Source organism: Pectobacterium polonicum, from assembly GCF_005497185.1.
Taxonomy (GTDB): Bacteria; Pseudomonadota; Gammaproteobacteria; order Enterobacterales; family Enterobacteriaceae; genus Pectobacterium; species Pectobacterium polonicum.
In genome coordinates, this window is sequence record NZ_RJTN01000001.1 from 77,856 (window position 1) to 95,985 (window position 18,130).

Here is an 18,130-nt window from a genome sequence, read left to right on the forward strand (position 1 = left end):
ACACGCTAATACCCCGAAGAGAATCAGCTTTTAAAGCCATATTTGCTGCTCAGCCCTAATTCGTTCACGATGCGAACACCTGAATCCAACGCCTCACCCTGTAATCCTCGCAGTGGACGGCGCAGACTGCCTGCCGGTAAACCGACTGCCTTCATCAAGGATTTCACTGCCACCGGATTGATTGCTGAATAGGTGTAGTGTAACAGCGGCAGCAAATGCTGATAGGCCTTACGGAAGCGCTCTGCATCTTCGCCGTTTTTCCACGGACGAGAAATTTCGGCCAGTTCTGCCGGTGCAATATTGCCGGTCATATTGGCCGTTCCATGGCCTCCTAACGACATCGTTGGCACGACCAGACCCAGATTGGGCGAGTCGCAGCACATTACCGACACATCGGGATTGCCTGCCAGAACCTGTGCGACCTGACCTACGCGGGTGGTGGATTCTTTATGAATAACGTAGTTCGGGTGTTGGAAAATACGCAGCAGCGACGTCCAGTGCAGATCCGTTTTCACGCGTGGCGGATTGTTATAAATCCCCAACGGCAAATCGGTCGCGTCTGCAATTTCCAGAAAGTAGCTTTCGATATCGCTCTCGCTGGCACAGATATAAGCGGGGGCGGCGATAATGGCACCGTCTGCGCCGTTGTCGTGCGCATAGCGAACATAATCAATGGTGGTATCGGTATTGTTACCGGTACAGCCGTAGAACAGCTTCATTTTGCTGGTGCTGTATTGCGCGGTTCGGCGGATGATCGCTTTTCTCTCGTCTGGGGACAGCATAGAAACTTCCCCGGTTGAGCCCATAATCAAAACGGCAGCCGTACCGTTGTCTTCCTGGAATTTCAATAACGCCTCAAATGCGCCGAAATCCACGCTGCCATCGTCATTAAAAGGTGTGATGAGGGCAACAAATGACCCTTCAATTTTTTCTCTGCTCATGTCTGTTTCCTGTCAATGTAAACGTGTTGCGAATAACTAAAAATCAGGACTGAAGTGATGTCTCAGCCAGTGGTTTGGCGGTAAAACCCGCCTCGACAAAACGTAATAGATGCGACAGCACGCGGTCGTCATCGCGGTTGTCACACAGCCCTTTGGAAAGCAACGCCAGACGGCCAGAGCGCGGATCGGCGTCGGTTAGCACGTGCATGGCAGCTCCGCGGGCAAATTCATAGCGCCAGATCACCTCTGCGCGCGACAACGCTGGCAATGCACGAGTAAAGGCATCGATAAAACGGTGGGCGACCTGATCGAACTGCGCCGAAAGCAGGGCGGTGACTTCCAGACCCGGCGTCGCGCGCAGGTGCTGTAACAGGCGCACGACAATACGACCCCCATCAGGTGTGCGAGCGGTTTTAACCAGCGGGCGCAGTAGCGCATCCAGCAGCGCGGCAACGGGAAGGTCATCACCCTGATTGGTTTTCTCTACCTCATCCAGCAGGCGCGTTCTTTCGTCATTTAACGGGCCGAGAACGTTGTCCAGCACGGCCCGCAGCAAACCTTCTTTTGAACCAAAGTAATAATTCACCGATGCCACGTTTACGTTGGTGGCTTCGGTGATTTCACGAATCGTCGTTAGCTCACTGCCTTTGCAGGCGAAGATCGTGATGGCTTCACGCAGGATTCGCTGTTTGATGTCCGCTTCTTTTTCTTTGCTTTGCGCTTTGGTTTTCAATAACGCCACCATGATTCATCCTTTTTGCTCACGCTCGTCGTCGGGGGCACCGACATCATGCGTTGTAATATTGAGGCCGTGGAAAATGCGCTGTCGCTAGGCCGGTTCTTGAAAACCCAACTCTTGATAAACCAAGGTTGCCCAATAGCGGATGCCCAGTGGGATCAGCGCGTCATTAAAGTCGTAGTGTGGGGTATGTAGGTGATGCACGTTGGCCGCACCTTTGTCGCTGTTACCCAGCATCATGAATGCGCCGGGGCGCTGCTCCAGCATGTAGGCAAAATCTTCTGCACCCAGCAGCGGCGTCATCGCGGTGTCAACCTGTTCGAGCCCGACCACCTGCGCGGCGGCATTAACGGCGAGCTGCGTGACGTGTGTATCGTTAACCAGCGCGGGATATTGCCGTTCATAGTGCACGTCGGCCGTCGCGCCAAAGCCTTGTGCGGTGCTGTGTGCCAGCGTTTTTAGACGCGTTTCCAGTAGATCGCGAACGCTCGGTGAGTAGCTCCGTCCGGTTCCTTTAAGGATGACGCTATCGGGGATCACGTTTGGAGCATGGATATCGCCGCCCTGAATATGGCCGATGCTGAGCACCGCCGCATCCATCGCGGGGACGTTGCGGCTGACGATGGTTTGCAGGCCCAGCATAAACTGTGCGGCAGGCAGCGTTGGATCAATAGAAAGGTGGACGCCTGAACCGCCGTGTCCGCCCGTGCCGCGAAACGTGACCTGCCAGGTATCGCTGGCCGCCAGCATCGGGCCGCTGCGAATCGCGAACTTACCGACCTCAATACCGGGTTTGTTATGCAGACCAAACAGTCGGTTGCAGGGGAACGTGGTCAGCAGGCCGTCATTGAGCATGGCAAGTCCGCCGCCTAATCCTTCCTCTGCCGGTTGGAAAATAAAGTGCACGGTGCCAGCGAAATTGGGGTGCAGAGACAAATAGCGTGCGGCACCCAATAACATGGTGGTGTGTCCATCATGTCCACAGGCGTGCATTTTTCCAGTATGCACCGAGGCATAGGGCAGATCCGTTTTCTCATTGATATACAGCGCGTCCATATCTGCCCGCAGGCCGATGCTGTCTTCACCGGGATAACGACCCCGTAGGGTGGCGACCACGCCCGTTCCACCGATGCCTGTCGTGACGGCAAGCCCCCACGCCGTCAGCTTTTCTGCCACCAGTTGCGCGGTGGCAAACTCTTCAAAGCCGATTTCTGGGTGTTGATGAATATGGTGACGAATCGCAATCAGCTCAGGTAAAAAATCCTGAATGGCCGATTCCATCGCCGTTTGGTCAATAGCGGTTGGTGTCGGTGTATTTATCACGCGTTCTCTGTTCTTATCCATGCGCCTGTCTGCTCATCGGCTGTGGAGACACAAGCGCATCACGCTGCCCGCCGCCGGGGACGGCATCGATCAGCTTGCGGGTGTACGGGTGTTGTGGCTGATGCCAGATGCTGTGGTGATCGCCACTTTCCACACAGCGCCCGTTTTGCATGACCATGACCCGATCGGCGATATAACGCACCACGGCGAGATCGTGGGAAATAAACAGCAGCGACAGGCCCATTTCGTTTTTTAACTCCACCAGCAGATTGAGGATCTGCGCCTGAATAGAGACATCGAGTGCAGATACGGGCTCGTCGCAAATCACCAGAGAAGGACGTACCACCAGCGCACGAGCAATGCCGATACGCTGGCGCTGCCCGCCGGAAAATTCATGGGGATAGCGATTCAGGCTGCTTTGCGGTAGACCGACGCGATCGATGATCGTGTTTATCGCCTGCTGTCGCTGCGAACGATTGCCAAGGCCGTGCACAATCAGCGGTGTTTCAAGAATATGCTGAATACTGTGGCGTGGGTTCAGCGAGGCGTAAGGGTCCTGAAAGATCATCTGTACCCGCTGACGTAACGCTTTCAACCGTGATTCTTTTAGCGTGGTGATGTCTTGCCCATCAAAAACGATCTGCCCGTGTGACGGTGGTAACAGACGCAGAATGGTTTTGGACAGGGTGGATTTACCACAGCCGGATTCGCCCACCAGGCCGAGTGTTTCACCGGGTAAAATAGTCAGTGACACATCGTCAACCGCCAGCACCTTGCCCTGCGGTGTTGAATAGCGGGTCTGAATATTTTTCAGCGAGAGCAGCGGCGGCTGGTTCGTGTCGGTAGCTCGGTGAATCAAGCTGGGTGGCGTCAGCAGGGTAAAACCGGCGTCTTCGTCCGTCGGCACATGATGGATTTCCGCCAGCCGATGCGTACGGTAATGCCTGTCCTGATCCATGTGGAGTGATGTCGCCAGCAGCCCGCGCGTGTAGTTATGTTTGGGGGAAAAGTGATGCGTGGATGACTGAAACAGGTCAGCCGCCTGTGCTTCTTCTACCTTTTTCCCGGCATACATCACCGCCACGCGGTCGGCCCATTGCGCCACCAGCCCAAGATCGTGGGTAATCAGCAGCAGGCTCATCGAGAATTCACGACGCAGGTTATCCAGCAGCGCCAGAATCTGTGCCTGAATGGTAACGTCCAGTGCCGTGGTTGGTTCATCGGCAATCAACAGACGCGGCCGGCATGCTACCGCCATGGCGATCATGACGCGCTGACGCTGTCCGCCAGAAAGGTTATGTGGATAGTCATCCACCCGACGGGCGGGTTCTGGGATCTTGACCAGATCCAACAGTTCGATGGCGCGCGTCCGTGCCTGTGCGGGCGTCAGTGCCTCATGCAACCGCAGCGTTTCGCTAATCTGCTGCCCGATGGAAAGCACCGGATTGAGCGAGGTCATCGGTTCCTGAAAAATCATCGACAGCGCGTTGCCACGCAGTTGACGCATCTTGCGATCCGGCAGAGTAAGCAGGTCGTGCCCGTCAAACAGAATGCGGCCGCTGATTGTTCCCGGTTCGGCGACCAGTCGCATCAGGGACAGCGCCGTTGCGGATTTACCGCAGCCGGATTCGCCGACTAGCGCTAGCGTTTCTCCGGCGTTAATCGTCAGATTTAGCCCTCGAACGGCCTGATGGCCGGGAAAATCGACGCGTAAATCTTGAATATCGACCAGTGGCTTCATGCGCTTCTCCCCCGCAAACGTGGATTTAGGGCATCGTTCAACGCGTCGCCCACCAGATTCAGTGAAAGCACGGTTAAGACCAGCGCGGTGCCGGGTAAGGCAGTAAGAAACCAGGCGGTACGCAGCGATTCACGGCCAGCGCCGATCATGCTGCCCCAACTCACGCGGTTCGGATCGCCAAAGCCTAAGAAAGATAAAGCAGATTCAATCAAAATGGCCGAGGCGACCATGACTGACGTAGTGACGATGATCGACGGCAGCGCGTTCGGCAGCATTTCCTGAAAGATGATGCGCAGGCTGGAAAATCCCTGACTGCGTGCGGCTAACACAAAGTCGCTTTCACGCAGCGAGCGAAATTCCGCCCGCACCAGACGGGCAATCGTCGGCCAGGAGGCAATCCCGATAGCCAGTGAAATCAGCGTAACCGACGGTGAACCGATGGCGACCAGCACCACGACCAGCAAAAAGGTCGGGAAGGTCTGGAACAGTTCGGTGATATGAACCAGCAGGTCATCCACCCGACCGCCAAAATAGCCCGCCAGTGCACCGACGACGGTGCCAATTAACAGGCTGACAATGACTGCCGAGAAGCCGATCTGCAAGGAAACCTGTGAACCGTGGACGATGCCCGCGGCGACATCCCGGCCCATCGAATCGGTTCCTAAGGGGAAATCAGGATTTTCGCCCGGCCACAAGAAAGGCTGGGCGACCATATCCAGCGGATCGCCGGGATACAGTAACGGCGCGAAGGTGGCCATCAGAAATACCGTAATCAGCAACAGCAGGCCAGCCATCCCCGCGGGATTGCGGATAAATGCACGCACCTCCGGCGACAGGCGAAAAGGCGCTTTTAACGGACGCGTCGATGTTGAACGAGCGCTATCTGCTGCGGCTTTCTTCGGCACGAGGTTTTCAGGAGAAAGGTTATTCATATCAGCGAGCCTTAATTCGGGGATCGAGCCAGGATTGCAGTAAGTCCACCAGCACGTTAGCCAAAATGACTAAGAAGGCGGAAAGCAGCAGGACGCCTAACAAGACGTTGAAGTCGCGTGCCATCACCGCTTCCAGCGCCAGACGGCCCAGCCCCGGCCAGCTAAAGACCGTCTCGACAACGGCCGCGCCACCCAGCAGATTGCCGAAGTGCATCCCCGCCACGGTAGTGATAGGCAGCAGCGCGCAGCGCAGAATGTGCCTGACGGTGACCCACAGCGGCGACAGCCCTTTGGCATGTGCGGTGCGCACGAAATCCTGCTGGGCGATTTCCAACATGGCCGCGCGGGTCAGACGAGCATAAATGGCAATGAAAAAGCTGCTCAGCGCCACTACCGGAAGGATGGCATGCTGCAACATATCCTTGAAATATGCCCAACCGGTTAGGTTTGCGCCGATGGTGATATTGCCGCCGCTTGGCAGCCAATCAAGATGTACGGAAAACAGAATCAGCGTCATCAGACCGATCCAGAATCCCGGCGTGGAGTAGAGCAGTAGCGCGATGAGGGAGAGCAAGCGGTCGGGCCATTTACCTGCCCACACCGCCATGATCGTTCCCAGCGTTATGCCAATAACGATGGCAAAGACCTGCGACAGCAGCATCAGGAATAGCGTGCCCGGTAGCCGTGACAGGATCAGGTCCATCACCGGTGCGTTGTAGCGAGGCGAAAAGCCGAGGCTGAACTGCGCCAAATTGCCCAAATAAACCGAGAGCTGTTGCAGTATGGGTTGATCGAGACCGAATTGGGCGCGCAGGTGTGCCATGGTCGCTTCGGTTGCATTGCCTGATTCGCCGGCCAGCACATCAACGGCGTCTCCCGGCACCAACTGCAACAGGAAAAACACCAGAATGATAATGCCAATCGCCGTTGGCAGCGCATGAAGCAGGGTACGCCACAGTACGCGCCCGATTCGTTCTACTTTATTCATCACATACCTTCATGAGAGTTCCCCTGCCCGCGCAGGGGAATGCTGTATTACGATTACTGATCTAGCCACACGTCGGCCAGGCTACCGTTAACGCCCTGAATATCCGTGACGACGTTATGTACGCGTTTGTTGTAAATCGTCTGGCGCTTAATCTGGAGCAGGTTCAAATCGGGAATATCGGTGGCGATGATGCGTTGGAACTGTTTGTACAATTCCACGCGCTTTTCAGGATCGGTTTCCACGGCGGCCTGCTCAAGCAGACGGTCGACTTCCGGGTTGCTGTAATGTGAACCGTTGCCGAAAGGCACGCCCGGTTGGTAGGTTTTTGACCAGTACAGGCGCTGGACGCCTACAGCGGGATCGAACAGGTTCGAGATAGAGCCGTTGTTGAAGTCAAAGTCGCGGTCGGTATAAACGCGCTTCACAAAGGTGGCGAAATCCTGCGAGCGAATGGTGACGTCAATACCGACTTTAGCCAGCGCCGATTTGAGATATTCCGCTACGCGTTTGAAGCTGTCGCCATAGGGCATGAAGTCATGTACCAGCGTGAAGCGGATACCGTTTGCCTGACGCGGGAAGCCGGCTTCATCCAGCAGCTTGTTCGCTTTGGCAATATCGAAGCCATAAGGAGAGGGGGTCGCATCATGGAACTGCGCCAGCTCCGGCGTAATCGGCGTGGGTGAGCTTACCGCATAGCCGTACCACACCACGTTTTTCAACACATCAATATTGATGCTGTGCGCAATGGCCTGGCGAACTTTCAGGTTCTTCAGATAAGGGTTATCCAGATTAAACTCGATGCGGGTTTGCGTTGGGCTGTAACCATAGCCAGCGGTTTCGATGCCCAGCTTGGGGTTTTTCTTGATGCGTTCAATTTCACTTAGCGGAACGGGGGAGTCGCTTCCCAGATCCAACGCACCCGTTTCAAGTGCAATGGTGCGAGTGGCGGCATCAGGGATGATCTTCACCACCAGTTTATCGACGTAAGGCTTGGGGCTATCCCAGTAGTTCGGGTTACGTTCATACAGGATATGGCTGCCACGTACCCATTCCTTGAACACAAACGGGCCAGTACCAATCGGCGCGGTATTGTGAGGATTCGACAGAATGTCAGTGCCTTCGTATAAGTGCTTCGGCACGATAGGCGCTTCGTTGGCGGAGAACGCGCTCAGCAGATAAGGTGCGGGTTTTGACAGTTCCAGGATCGCGGTATATGGATCGGGTGTCTTCACTTCGGTGACGTTGGCGAAGGTGCCCTGGCCGCGTGAATTGTATTTTTTGACGGTCAGAATGGAAAACGCGACGTCCGCAGAGGTGAAGTCTTGCCCATCATGCCATTTCACGCCTTTACGCAAATGGAACGTATATTGTTTACCGTCCGGGCTAACCGACCAACTGGTCGCCAGTTGCGGGGTCGGTTTCATATCGAAATCGTAATTCAGCAAGCCTTCAATCACCTTGGCGTTGATTTTCATCACCGCGCCGCTGGTGCTAACCAGACTGGTTAAGACCGGTGGTTCAGGCTCGGCCAGAAAATTCAGCGTACCGCCGCGCTTGGGCGTCAACGTTTCAGCCTGTGCGGCAAGGCCGAAAAGCGAAGATGTCAGAATCAGCGCTGACAAGAAGAGATTTTTTTTCATATTTCCCATCCGTATGCAGAGGGCAACGGTGTGCTCCCCGCTTTTATTTTTAATGGCGTGTTTTGAATGATGTGTTTGGGGTGACAACGCCCCTTTCTCTTCAGGAGGAAGAGAAATTAGGCCGGGTTAAGTCAACATCGGGGCAGTAATGAAATATACCCGTCATACTTCAAGTTGCATGTGCGTTGGCTGCGTTCACTCACCCGAATCACTTACCTGAGTAAGCTCATCGGGATTCACTCTCTTGCCGCCTTCCTGAAACTCGAATTATTTAGGGTATAGCTGTGTGGCGTAATGGGTTTCATGCTGCGTTCCTGGTTTGAATAACGAAAAAATAATAAAACGGCCTGAACCACCTCTTTATTTTCTGGTTAAACCCTAGCCTAACGCGTGTTTTAAACGAACGTTTTAATATGGATAAGTAATGTCACATTACGCATAAGCTATTCACTCTTCTTGCTGTTGGGGGCGTGGATAATTCAGGTTATTATCCACCCTGCTAATTACTTATCCTGAGGTTGTCATGGCGATTAAACGTTATCCACATCTTGCGCACTGGGGCGCGTTTACCGCTGTGGTTGAAGACGGAAGGCTGATTCGATGCGAGCCGTTTGCGGGCGATCCGGCTCCTTCCCCCATGCTCGATTCCATCGTGCCGCTGGTGTATTCCGATCGACGTATTCGTCGGCCGTCTGTACGCCGTTCCTGGCTCCAGAAGCGAGAAAACAGCGACAAAACGCTGCGCGGTCGGGAGGATTTTGTTGAGGTGGATTGGGACGTAGCGCTCGATCTGGTCGCGCAGGAAAATCGCCGTATTCGCGATCGCTACGGTGCGGACGGCCTTTTTGCCGGTTCTTACGGCTGGTCGTCGGCTGGGCGTTATCACCACGCGCGATCTCAGGTGCGTCGCTTCTATTTCTCCGGCGGTGGCGCGGTCGACCAACAGGGCAATTACAGCTGGGGCGCGGCGCAGTTCTTCCTGCCTTATGTGATTGGCACCTTCCATCCGCTGACGGGCAAGGTGACCGAATGGCGTAGCGTTGCTGAACACTGTGATATTTTTCTCGCGTTTGGTGGTTTGGCGCTGAAAAACGCGCAGGTAGCCTCTGGCGGTGCTGGGCACCATACGCTGAAGCCCGCGCTGGAAGCGCTGGTGGCGAAAGGGATTCCGGTCATTAACATCAGCCCGATGCGCGATGATTGTCCTGAATTTGTGAATGCCGAGTGGATTCCCATCCGCCCGAATACCGATGTTGCCCTGATGCTGGCGCTGGGCTATGAGATTCAGCGTTTGGGCGCTGACGATAAGGATTTCCTGCAACGCTACTGCGTTGGCTACGAGCAGTTGAGTGACTATTTACACGGTCGCGGCGACGGCGTGGTGAAAACCCCCGAATGGGCCAGCGACATCACAGGTATTCCTGCCGAGCGCATCCAACGTCTGGCGCAGCAGTTGATTGGTGTACGCAGCTTTATTACCTGCTCTTACTCCGTGCAGCGTGCACACCGTGGCGAACAGCCTTACTGGATGATGATTGCGCTGTCTTCCATGCTGGGGCAAGTGGGGCTACCGGGCGGTGGATTCTCCTTCGGCCACGGCTCGATGAACAGCGTCGGCAACGAGCGTATTTCAACGCCTGCGCCCGCTTCGCCGTCAACCCCGAACGCGGGACGGGCTATCCCCGTAGCGCGTATTGCCGATATGCTACTGCATCCGGGAACGCCTTATACTTTTCAGGGGGAAACCCATACTTATCCCGATGTTCACCTGATTCACTGGGCGGGCGGTAACCCGTTCCACCATCACCAGCAGTTGAACCGCCTGGTGGACGGCTGGCGTAAGCCGGATACGGTGATTGTGCAGGATATCGTCTGGACGCCCGCGGCGCAGATGGCTGACATCGTGCTGCCCGTTACCACCACGCTGGAGCGTAATGATATCGGCGGGTCGTCACGCGATCGTTTCATTTTTGCCATGCATCAGGCGATTGCGCCGCAGCATCAGGCGCGTAACGACGTGGATATCTTCAGCGAGCTGGCGGAGCGCTTGGGATATAAAGCCGCGTTTACGCAAAACCGCAGCGAGCAACAGTGGCTGGAACATCTCTATGATGAATGTCGCTCAAAGCAGCGAGATATTGCTGGCAGTTGGCCGTCATTTGAAGCGTTCTGGCAGCAGGGTTATGTAGAAATCCCGATGGATGAAAAGCCGTTTGTATTCTTTGAGGATTTCCGCCGCGATCCGCAGCAGCATGCGTTGAGTACGCCAAGCGGTAAAATTGAACTGTTTAGTTCTGCCATCGCCAGCTATGGCTATGCCGATTTTGCGCCGCATCCTGAGTGGCAGCCTCCCGTTGAATGGCTGGGAGCTAAAAGCACGGAAGAATGGCCGCTGCACTTTATTTCTATTCAGCCCTCTGACCGCTTGCACAGCCAATTAGCTGCTACGCCGCAGGTTGCCGCGAATAAGACCGCAGGAAAAGAGACGTTGTACATGCATCCGCAGGACGCTGCCGCGCGAGATATCGTCGACCGTTCACAGGTGGAAGTCAGAAATGCGCGTGGTCGTATTCTGGCTGGCGTACAGATTACCGATGGCGTAAAACCGGGCGTAGTGATCATGTCCACCGGTGCCTGGTTTGAGCCCGGTTTCGGCCAGAAAACGTGGCATCCGGTTGAACAATCAGGCAATGCGAATGTACTGACGCTGGATATTGGCACATCGCCGCTGACGCAGGGGCCGAATGCCATGAGCTGTCTGGTGGATGTGGTGCGGGTTTAGCGCTATCCTGAGCCGCTTTTTCGCTGTGTTATTTTCCTGTGATTTTGTTTTCGTAAGGTTGGTTGAATGAATACGCAATTATCCGAAGCCTATTTGCAACGCTTCGGCGGCACCGCGCGGTTATATGGTCAACAGGCGCTGGCGCTGTTTTCTCAAGCTCACGTTTGTGTGATTGGCATTGGTGGCGTCGGTTCCTGGGCGGCTGAGGCGCTAGCGCGTACCGGCATTGGCGCAATTACGCTGATCGATATGGATGATGTGTGTGTCAGTAATACCAACCGCCAGATCCACGCACTACGTCAGCACACCGGGCAGTCGAAAACGGAAGTGATGGCGGAACGTATTCTGGCGATCAACCCGGAATGCAACGTCACCTGCGTGGATGATTTCATCAGTGCGGAAAACGTGGCTGAACTGCTCGACCAAAACTTTAGCTATGTGATTGACGCCATTGATAGCGTGCGCCCGAAGGCTGCGCTGCTGTCATACTGTCGCCGCTATAAGATCCCGGTGGTAACAACTGGCGGTGCGGGGGGGCAGATCGATCCGACTCGGATTGAGGTCGTCGATTTGGCCAAAACGATCCAGGACCCGCTAGCCGCCAAGCTGCGTGAACGGCTAAAGAACGATTTTAACGTGGTGAAAAACAGCAAAGGAAAACTGGGAATCGACTGTGTGTTTTCCAGTGAGCCGCTGGTTTATCCGCAGCCTGACGGTTCTGTCTGCGCATCTCGCAGTACGGCTGATGGCGTGATGCGCATGGACTGTGCGTCTGGCTTTGGCGCGGCGACGATGGTCACCGCAACCTTTGGGTTTGTTGCGGTATCCCATGCGCTGAAGAAGATGATCGCGAAAAGGGAAAGGACATCTGCGGCGTAAGTGCTAAAGAGCCTCTGCTACGTAGAAATAGCCTGAATGCTTCTACCTGACGGCTGCCTCTTGTGCGGCAATGTCTTTGATTCTGGCGGCCAGCGCCGCCAGTCCGCTTGAACGCGAGGCGCTGAGCTGAGCACGTAACCCCAACGTATCAAATAGCGCCAGCGGATCGTGCTGTAATAGCGTTTCTGGCGTTTTTCCCTCAGCGGCGGTTAATAGTACTGCCAGTAATCCCCGTACAATGCGCCCATCGCTGTCGCCGTAAAAATGTAGCCTGCCGTCCTCTTGGCGTTGATAACCCAGCCAGACGCGATTTTCACAACCAGATAACGAAATATCCTCGGTTTTTAGTGCATCTGGCAGCGCTGGCAGCGCTTTTGCCAGCAAAATGAGCTGCCGATAGCGATCTTCCCATGCGCGGCAGGTATCGAAGCGTGCCTGCAACTCGGCAACGGAGATGGGGTGGCCAAAAGGATGCGTGGTGTCAGTTGGTTTGGTCATGGTTTAGTCGATCAATAATTCAAGGGCGTTGCCCACCGCGGCGATCAGCGCAGCAACATCCTGTTGGTTGTTATAGGGGGCAAACGAGGCGCGGAGCGTACCGCTGACGCCGAGTGCGTCCATTAGCGGCTGTGCACAGTGGTGTCCGGCGCGCAGTGCGATGTCGCTTTCGGCGAGTAGTGTCACCAGATCGCTGTGGTGTACATCGGCGATGTCAAAGGACAATACGCTGGAATGCGGGTTACGGAAACTGCGAAAACCGGGAAACTGCGCCAGATGCGTTTCGGCAAGCTCTGCTAACTGCCGACTGTGTTGCTCTGCGGTGTGCCAATCCAGTGTGGTCAGCCAGTCTAAGGCCGCAGACAGACCGAGCACGCCAGCAATGTGCGGCGTTCCCGCTTCAAATCGCTGCGGAATCGCCTGTGGCACGAAGCCGTCAAAGGAAACCTGCGTCATCATCTTCCCGCCGCCTTGCCACGGCATCATGCTTTCCAGCAAGGTGGTTTTGCCGTACAGCACGCCGATTCCGGTGGGCGCATAAAGCTTGTGCCCGGAAAACGCGTAGAAATCGATATCCAGCGCCTGTACATCAGGTGGACAGTGGACGACACCTTGTGCACCGTCAACCACCACTACCGCGCCATAGCGATGAGCCAACGTAATTGCACGCGCCAGATCGGGCTGGCCGCCTGTCACGTTTGACATCTGTCCCAGCGCCAGCAGGCGAGTTCTTGGCGTGATCAACGTGGTTAGCTGCTCAATATCCGGTAACCAGTCCGAGCCGATCGGTAACTTCACCACGTTCGCGCCGGTTTGCTGTGCCACCATGAGCCACGGAATGAGGTTAGCGTGATGCTCCGCTTCGCTAACGATAATCTCGTCGCCCGGTTGAAGACGAGGGCGGGCATAACTCTGTGCGACAAGGTTGATTGCTTCCGTTGTGCCTCTGGTCCAGACAATGGAACGCGGATCGTCTGCATGGAGTAAGGCAGCAACGTGTTCACGAGCGCCTTCAAAACGCTGGGTCAGCGCCTGCGCGCCGCGATGCTGGCTGCGATGCACCGTGCCACTCTCACTGCAATAAAACTGCTGCACCGCATCAATAACAGGCTGCGGTTTCAGCGCGGTCGCGGCGCTATCAAGATAGACCGTCGAATGTTGGAGTGCGGGGAACTGTTGGCGAAAAGTAGCAGGGTTAAACGGTGTCATTTGCATCCTCTTATAGAGGGCAGATCCTGTCCCATTTTGTCGGGAGAGACAAGTTTAGGACTATGCCTAATCCGATTTTATGGAAAAAAAAGCAACTATTGCTACGCTTTAAAGTGTTAATTTTCAGGATTTCCTGATGCATAAGGTTAACTAGAAAACATTTAAATTCATTGGGAGTTAACTATGAAGAATAAAATTTCTATTTTTGCCGCCATCGTGATGGCGTTTTCTCTGGCAGCCTGTTCGAGTAATTATGTCATGCATACGAATGATGGGCGCACCATCGTGGCCGAGGGGAAACCGAAGGTGGATGATGAGACGGGTATGATCAGCTATACCGACGCTTACGGTCAGCAGCAGCAAATTAATCGAGATAATGTGAAAGAAATGGCGAAAGGAAAATAGTACCGTTTGCCCGTCACCGGCTAAGCCGAGCCAGATTTACATAAGGCTATCGTGGCGCTAAGGTGTGAAACGTAAGCAAAAAAAAGCACCGCAATTTGCGGTGCTACACAAAAAATCACTTTGGACAGACAGGGTAAATGTACAGGAAGTGAATAGGGTAGACTCGCTACCACATCTGCAAAAGGCAGACAAACAAATAGCAAACACAACATCACAACCACAAGCCAAAAGCACCTCAGGTCACCCATCCGCACTTTTCGTTCCGGCTCAGGAAGTTGCGCTAATATAGGTATTTGCTGGTACATCCTCAATGGACAAATTATAATGTCTCGGATTACAAAAACTAATATACCCGTCATACTTCAAGCTGCATGTGCGTTGGCAATACTCGGCTCCTCTCTGAGCCTCGCCCTGAAGGGCCGCCGTAAACGGCGTTCAAATTGGTTTAGCCAATTTGTCCTTGCTCACCCCAGTCACTTACTCATGTAAGCTCCTGGGGACTCGTGCGGTTGCCGCCTTCTTGCAACTCGAATTATTTAGGGTATTGATGTACCCGTCATCTTTTTATTGCAGAGAGTCTGGCTGTTGCTGATGGTATTAATCGCTTAGCCAGCTAATTGGCTGGCGATCTTTCCCGCCGTCGCCTTTCTGCATCTTAAGATTTAATGGGTACGAATGTGCCTGATAAATCGCTGACCTGGCGTAAACAAAAAGATTTCATTCATGTCAAAACGTCTCCCTCCGCTCAACGCATTGCGCGTTTTTGATGCGGCGGCTCGCCATTTAAGTTTTACCAAAGCGGCAGAAGAACTGTTTGTTACGCAGGCTGCCGTCAGCCACCAGATTAAGTCACTGGAAGATTTCCTGGGGCTTAAATTATTCCGCCGTCGTAATCGCTCCCTGCTGCTGACGGAAGAAGGGCAAAGTTACTACCTTGATATCAAAGAGATCTTCTCATCGTTGAATGACGCGACCCGTAAGCTGCAATCTCGCAGCGCGAAAGGCGCATTAACGGTCAGCCTGCTGCCCAGTTTTGCTATCCATTGGCTGGTGCCGCGTCTTTCGAGCTTTAACTCCGACTATCCGGGGATCGATGTTCGTATTCAGGCGGTAGATCGCGATGAAGATCGTCTGGCGGATGATGTGGATGTCGCGATTTTTTATGGTCGAGGAAACTGGCCGGGATTGCGGGTGGAGAAACTCTACGCCGAGTATCTCTTGCCGGTTTGCTCACCGGTATTGCTGACGGGGAATCACCCGTTAAAAACGCCGGATGATTTGGTGGCACATACGCTGCTGCATGATGCGTCACGTCGTGACTGGCTGTCCTATACGCGCCAGCTTGGCGTGCAGATTAACGTACAGCAAGGGCCGATTTTCAGCCACAGCGCGATGGTGTTGCAGGCGGCGATTCACGGACAGGGCGTGGCGCTGGCGAATAATGTGATGGCGCAGACGGAACTCGAAGCCGGGCGACTGGTGTGTCCGTTTAACGATGTATTGGTGAGCCGGAATGCTTTTTATCTGGTATGTCATGACAGTCAGGCAGAACTGGGTAAAATAGCCGCCTTTCGCCACTGGATTCTGGCACGGGCGGCCAGCGAGCAGGAAAAATTTCGCTTCCGCTATGACAGCGGTACGCGCTGAGGTCGCATCGTTGACTATCGAAAATTGATGGACCGAATAATTTACGCAGGTCACTACGATAATAGGTAACTACGATGAATAGTCGTTTCATGCTGATGTTTGCCGCTATCAGCGGGTTTATTTTTGTCGCGCTAGGCGCGTTTGGTTCCCATGTCCTCAGCAAGACGCTGGGCGTTACGGAACTAGGGTGGTTGAAAACCGGCCTTGAATATCAGGCATTTCACACGCTAGCGATTTTGGCGCTGGCGGTTGCGATGCAACAGCGAACCAATCTGTGGTTTTACTGGAGCAGCGTGTTTCTGGCGTTGGGAACGGTACTCTTCAGTGGAAGTTTGTACTGTCTGGCGCTTTCTCATCTGAAACTATGGGTTTATGTGACGCCGATTGGTGGAGCCTGTTTTCTGGTGGGATGGATATTAATGTTGATTGGCGCACTGCGTCTGAAGATAAAGGCTGAACGCCATGAATAAAGTCATTTTGTATTGCCGCCCTGGATTTGAGAAAGAGTGTGCGGCAGAGATAACCGAAAAAGCCACGCAGCATAATGCCTTCGGCTTTGCGCGGGTAAAAGAAAATAGCGGTTACGTCGTATTCGAATGCTATCAGCATGAAGACGCTGACCGTCTGGTGAAAACGCTGCCGTTCGATGAGCTGATTTTTGTTCGTCAGATGTTCGTCAGCGGTGAACTGTTGCGCGACCTGCCGCCGGAAGACCGTATTACGCCGATCGTGGGGATGTTGACCGGTGCGATTGAACGCGCCGGGGAGCTACGTGTTGAAGTCCCTGACACCAATGAAAGCAAAGAGCTGATGAAGTTCTGCCGCAAATTCACCGTGCCGTTGCGCGCCGCGTTACGCGAACATAACATTCTGCTGGGCTATGAAAAAGCCGATCGGCCAGTACTACATGTACTGTTTATTGCGCCAGGCTGCTGCTATGTCGGTTACTCTTATAGCAATAACCATTCACCGTTTTATATGGGCATTCCACGGCTGAAGTTCCCTTCTGATGCGCCAAGCCGTTCGACACTTAAGCTAGAAGAGGCGTTTCACGTCTTTATTCCTGCGGACGAGTGGGATGAGCGTCTGGGCAGCGGTATGTACGCAGTGGATTTAGGTGCCTGCCCTGGCGGCTGGACTTATCAGTTGGTCAAACGCAGCATGATGGTTTATGCGGTAGACAACGGCCCAATGGCACCGAGCCTGATGGAGACAGGGCAGGTAATGCACCATCAGGCGGATGGTTTCCGTTTCGAACCACCGCGCAATAATGTGTATTGGCTGGTGTGCGATATGGTGGAAAAACCCGCTAAAGTCACGAGCCTGATGAGTAATTGGTTAATTAACGGCTGGTGTCGTGAAGCGATATTCAACCTGAAGTTACCGATGAAGAAGCGTTACGAAGAAGTGTCGCAGAATCTGGCGCTGCTGCGTGAACGCCTGAGCGAAAATGGGATTAATGCGGAAGTGCGTGCTAAGCATTTATACCATGACCGTGAAGAAGTCACGGTGCATGTGCGTCGTTTCTGGAGTGCGGTGCCTGGCCGTCGCGACGAGCGATAGTATCGTGCTGATGCGTATCTGGGGTCACTCAGGTACGCATCCATATTTATCCGCTAGTGAGAATGCGGCGGGGCGCTATTCTGCACCGGCAGCCTCAGCTGTTGCAGATTACCATTAAGTGTTAAATCGGTACGCAGTGTGGCAACCTGGCGGCTGATTAGCGCCATTTCTTTATGCTGCTCCAGCTTCTTACGCCACTTTTCCGGTACGGCATCCAACTGCTGATACAGCGCTTCTAGACTCCCAGCCTGTTGTAAAAGCTGTGTGGCACTTTTAGGGCCGATACCCGCAACGCCCGGAATCTTGCTGCTGCTAATGCCTGCCAGCCCCCAGTAGTCTGTGAGCTGCTGCGGTGACACACCAAACTCCTGTTCGATAAACGGCAGATCCAGCCAGCGTTTCTGAAAGTAATCTCTGATCTGAATATGCGGCGCCAATAACTGGCAGTAGCCTTTATCGGTCGACACAATTGTTGCCTGATGACCTGCGGATGACAGCTTGACGGCCAGTGTAGCCGCGAGGTCGTCGGCTTCATTGCCGAGGCTATGCCAGCTTGCTACGCCAACGGTGGCAAATGCCGCTTTAATCTGCGGGAGTTCCTGTTTCAGATTATCCGGCATTGGCGTGCGTCCCGCCTTGTAGTCCGGCAAAAGTTGGTGACGCCAACTGGTATCGCGATCTTCATCATCAAAGACGGCCACCGCGTGGGTAGGCTGGCTATTTTGTATGAGCTGATGCAGCGCATGTTGGCACGCTGTGATACAGGGCGAACCTTGTACCGCATGAATGCGACGTATCAGATTGAGCGCGTCGACAATCAGCAAATGGACGGGCATCGCATCA

The 18,130-nt window shown here is 54.2% G+C and carries 16 protein-coding genes; 6 read left to right on the plus strand and 10 right to left on the minus strand.

Translation table 11 applies throughout. From position 1 onward, the window contains the following. Nucleotides 1-23 precede the first annotated feature (23 nt). The 7 genes from EDI29_RS00380 to EDI29_RS00410 all read right to left on the minus strand — a co-directional run bounded on the left by EDI29_RS00380 (nucleotide 24) and on the right by EDI29_RS00410 (nucleotide 8,304). A complete protein-coding gene (locus tag EDI29_RS00380) occupies nucleotides 24-941 on the minus strand; it encodes a 4-hydroxy-tetrahydrodipicolinate synthase family protein (protein ID WP_040034983.1) in 918 nt (305 codons plus the stop codon). A gap of 43 nt (nucleotides 942-984) precedes the next feature. Then, nucleotides 985-1,686 (minus strand): TetR family transcriptional regulator, encoded by a 702-nt coding sequence (locus EDI29_RS00385; RefSeq protein ID WP_137739269.1) that lies wholly within the window; start codon nucleotides 1,684-1,686, stop codon nucleotides 985-987. Between the two features lie 84 nt (nucleotides 1,687-1,770). Then, nucleotides 1,771-3,024 (minus strand): M20 aminoacylase family protein, encoded by a 1,254-nt coding sequence (locus EDI29_RS00390; protein WP_137739270.1) that lies wholly within the window; start codon nucleotides 3,022-3,024, stop codon nucleotides 1,771-1,773. Beyond that, on the minus strand, nucleotides 3,017-4,744 hold the full coding sequence (locus tag EDI29_RS00395; RefSeq protein WP_137739271.1) for an ABC transporter ATP-binding protein: 1,728 nt from the start codon (nucleotides 4,742-4,744) through the stop codon (nucleotides 3,017-3,019). Before EDI29_RS00395 ends, EDI29_RS00390 begins: the two co-directional genes overlap by 8 nt. Next, entirely contained in the window at nucleotides 4,741-5,676 is a 936-nt protein-coding gene (locus EDI29_RS00400) for an ABC transporter permease (protein ID WP_137739272.1), read from the minus strand. Before EDI29_RS00400 ends, EDI29_RS00395 begins: the two co-directional genes overlap by 4 nt. Nucleotide 5,677: 1 nt before the next feature. Next, entirely contained in the window at nucleotides 5,678-6,664 is a 987-nt protein-coding gene (locus EDI29_RS00405) for an ABC transporter permease (RefSeq protein ID WP_137739273.1), read from the minus strand. A 53-nt stretch (nucleotides 6,665-6,717) separates the two neighbouring features. Then, nucleotides 6,718-8,304, minus strand: coding sequence for an ABC transporter substrate-binding protein (locus EDI29_RS00410; RefSeq protein ID WP_137739274.1), 1,587 nt, complete (start codon nucleotides 8,302-8,304; stop codon nucleotides 6,718-6,720). A gap of 523 nt (nucleotides 8,305-8,827) precedes the next feature. Here EDI29_RS00410 and EDI29_RS00415 point away from each other — a divergent pair. Beyond that, on the plus strand, nucleotides 8,828-11,086 hold the full coding sequence (locus EDI29_RS00415; protein ID WP_137739275.1) for a molybdopterin-dependent oxidoreductase: 2,259 nt from the start codon (nucleotides 8,828-8,830) through the stop codon (nucleotides 11,084-11,086). Nucleotides 11,087-11,152: 66 nt separating this feature from the next. Then, a complete protein-coding gene (gene tcdA / locus EDI29_RS00420) occupies nucleotides 11,153-11,965 on the plus strand; it encodes a tRNA cyclic N6-threonylcarbamoyladenosine(37) synthase TcdA (RefSeq protein ID WP_137739276.1) in 813 nt (270 codons plus the stop codon). A gap of 42 nt (nucleotides 11,966-12,007) precedes the next feature. Here tcdA and csdE read toward each other — a convergent pair whose 3' ends face one another. Both csdE and csdA read right to left on the minus strand, forming a co-directional pair. Continuing rightward, on the minus strand, nucleotides 12,008-12,463 hold the full coding sequence (gene csdE / locus EDI29_RS00425) for a cysteine desulfurase sulfur acceptor subunit CsdE (RefSeq protein WP_137739277.1): 456 nt from the start codon (nucleotides 12,461-12,463) through the stop codon (nucleotides 12,008-12,010). A gap of 3 nt (nucleotides 12,464-12,466) precedes the next feature. Continuing rightward, the gene (gene csdA / locus EDI29_RS00430; RefSeq protein WP_137739278.1) at nucleotides 12,467-13,672 is read right to left on the minus strand and encodes a cysteine desulfurase CsdA; all 1,206 of its coding nucleotides are present in this window, start codon (nucleotides 13,670-13,672) and stop codon (nucleotides 12,467-12,469) included. 183 nt (nucleotides 13,673-13,855) lie between these two features. On the opposite strand from csdA, the gene EDI29_RS00435 reads away from it, so the two are divergent. The 4 genes from EDI29_RS00435 to rlmM all read left to right on the plus strand — a co-directional run bounded on the left by EDI29_RS00435 (nucleotide 13,856) and on the right by rlmM (nucleotide 17,287). After that, on the plus strand, nucleotides 13,856-14,077 hold the full coding sequence (locus tag EDI29_RS00435; RefSeq protein WP_005975888.1) for a YgdI/YgdR family lipoprotein: 222 nt from the start codon (nucleotides 13,856-13,858) through the stop codon (nucleotides 14,075-14,077). Between the two features lie 723 nt (nucleotides 14,078-14,800). Then, the gene (locus EDI29_RS00440; protein WP_014700927.1) at nucleotides 14,801-15,724 is read left to right on the plus strand and encodes a transcriptional regulator GcvA; all 924 of its coding nucleotides are present in this window, start codon (nucleotides 14,801-14,803) and stop codon (nucleotides 15,722-15,724) included. A 74-nt stretch (nucleotides 15,725-15,798) separates the two neighbouring features. After that, the gene (locus tag EDI29_RS00445) at nucleotides 15,799-16,194 is read left to right on the plus strand and encodes a DUF423 domain-containing protein (protein ID WP_107171138.1); all 396 of its coding nucleotides are present in this window, start codon (nucleotides 15,799-15,801) and stop codon (nucleotides 16,192-16,194) included. Further along, complete coding sequence (gene rlmM / locus EDI29_RS00450; RefSeq protein WP_137739279.1) at nucleotides 16,187-17,287, plus strand: 23S rRNA (cytidine(2498)-2'-O)-methyltransferase RlmM; 1,101 nt, start codon at nucleotides 16,187-16,189, stop codon at nucleotides 17,285-17,287. Before EDI29_RS00445 ends, rlmM begins: the two co-directional genes overlap by 8 nt. Before the next feature lie 53 nt (nucleotides 17,288-17,340). Here the strand turns inward: rlmM and xni are convergent, their stop codons facing one another. Continuing rightward, complete coding sequence (xni, locus tag EDI29_RS00455; protein ID WP_137739280.1) at nucleotides 17,341-18,123, minus strand: flap endonuclease Xni; 783 nt, start codon at nucleotides 18,121-18,123, stop codon at nucleotides 17,341-17,343. Nucleotides 18,124-18,130: the final 7 nt, after the last annotated feature.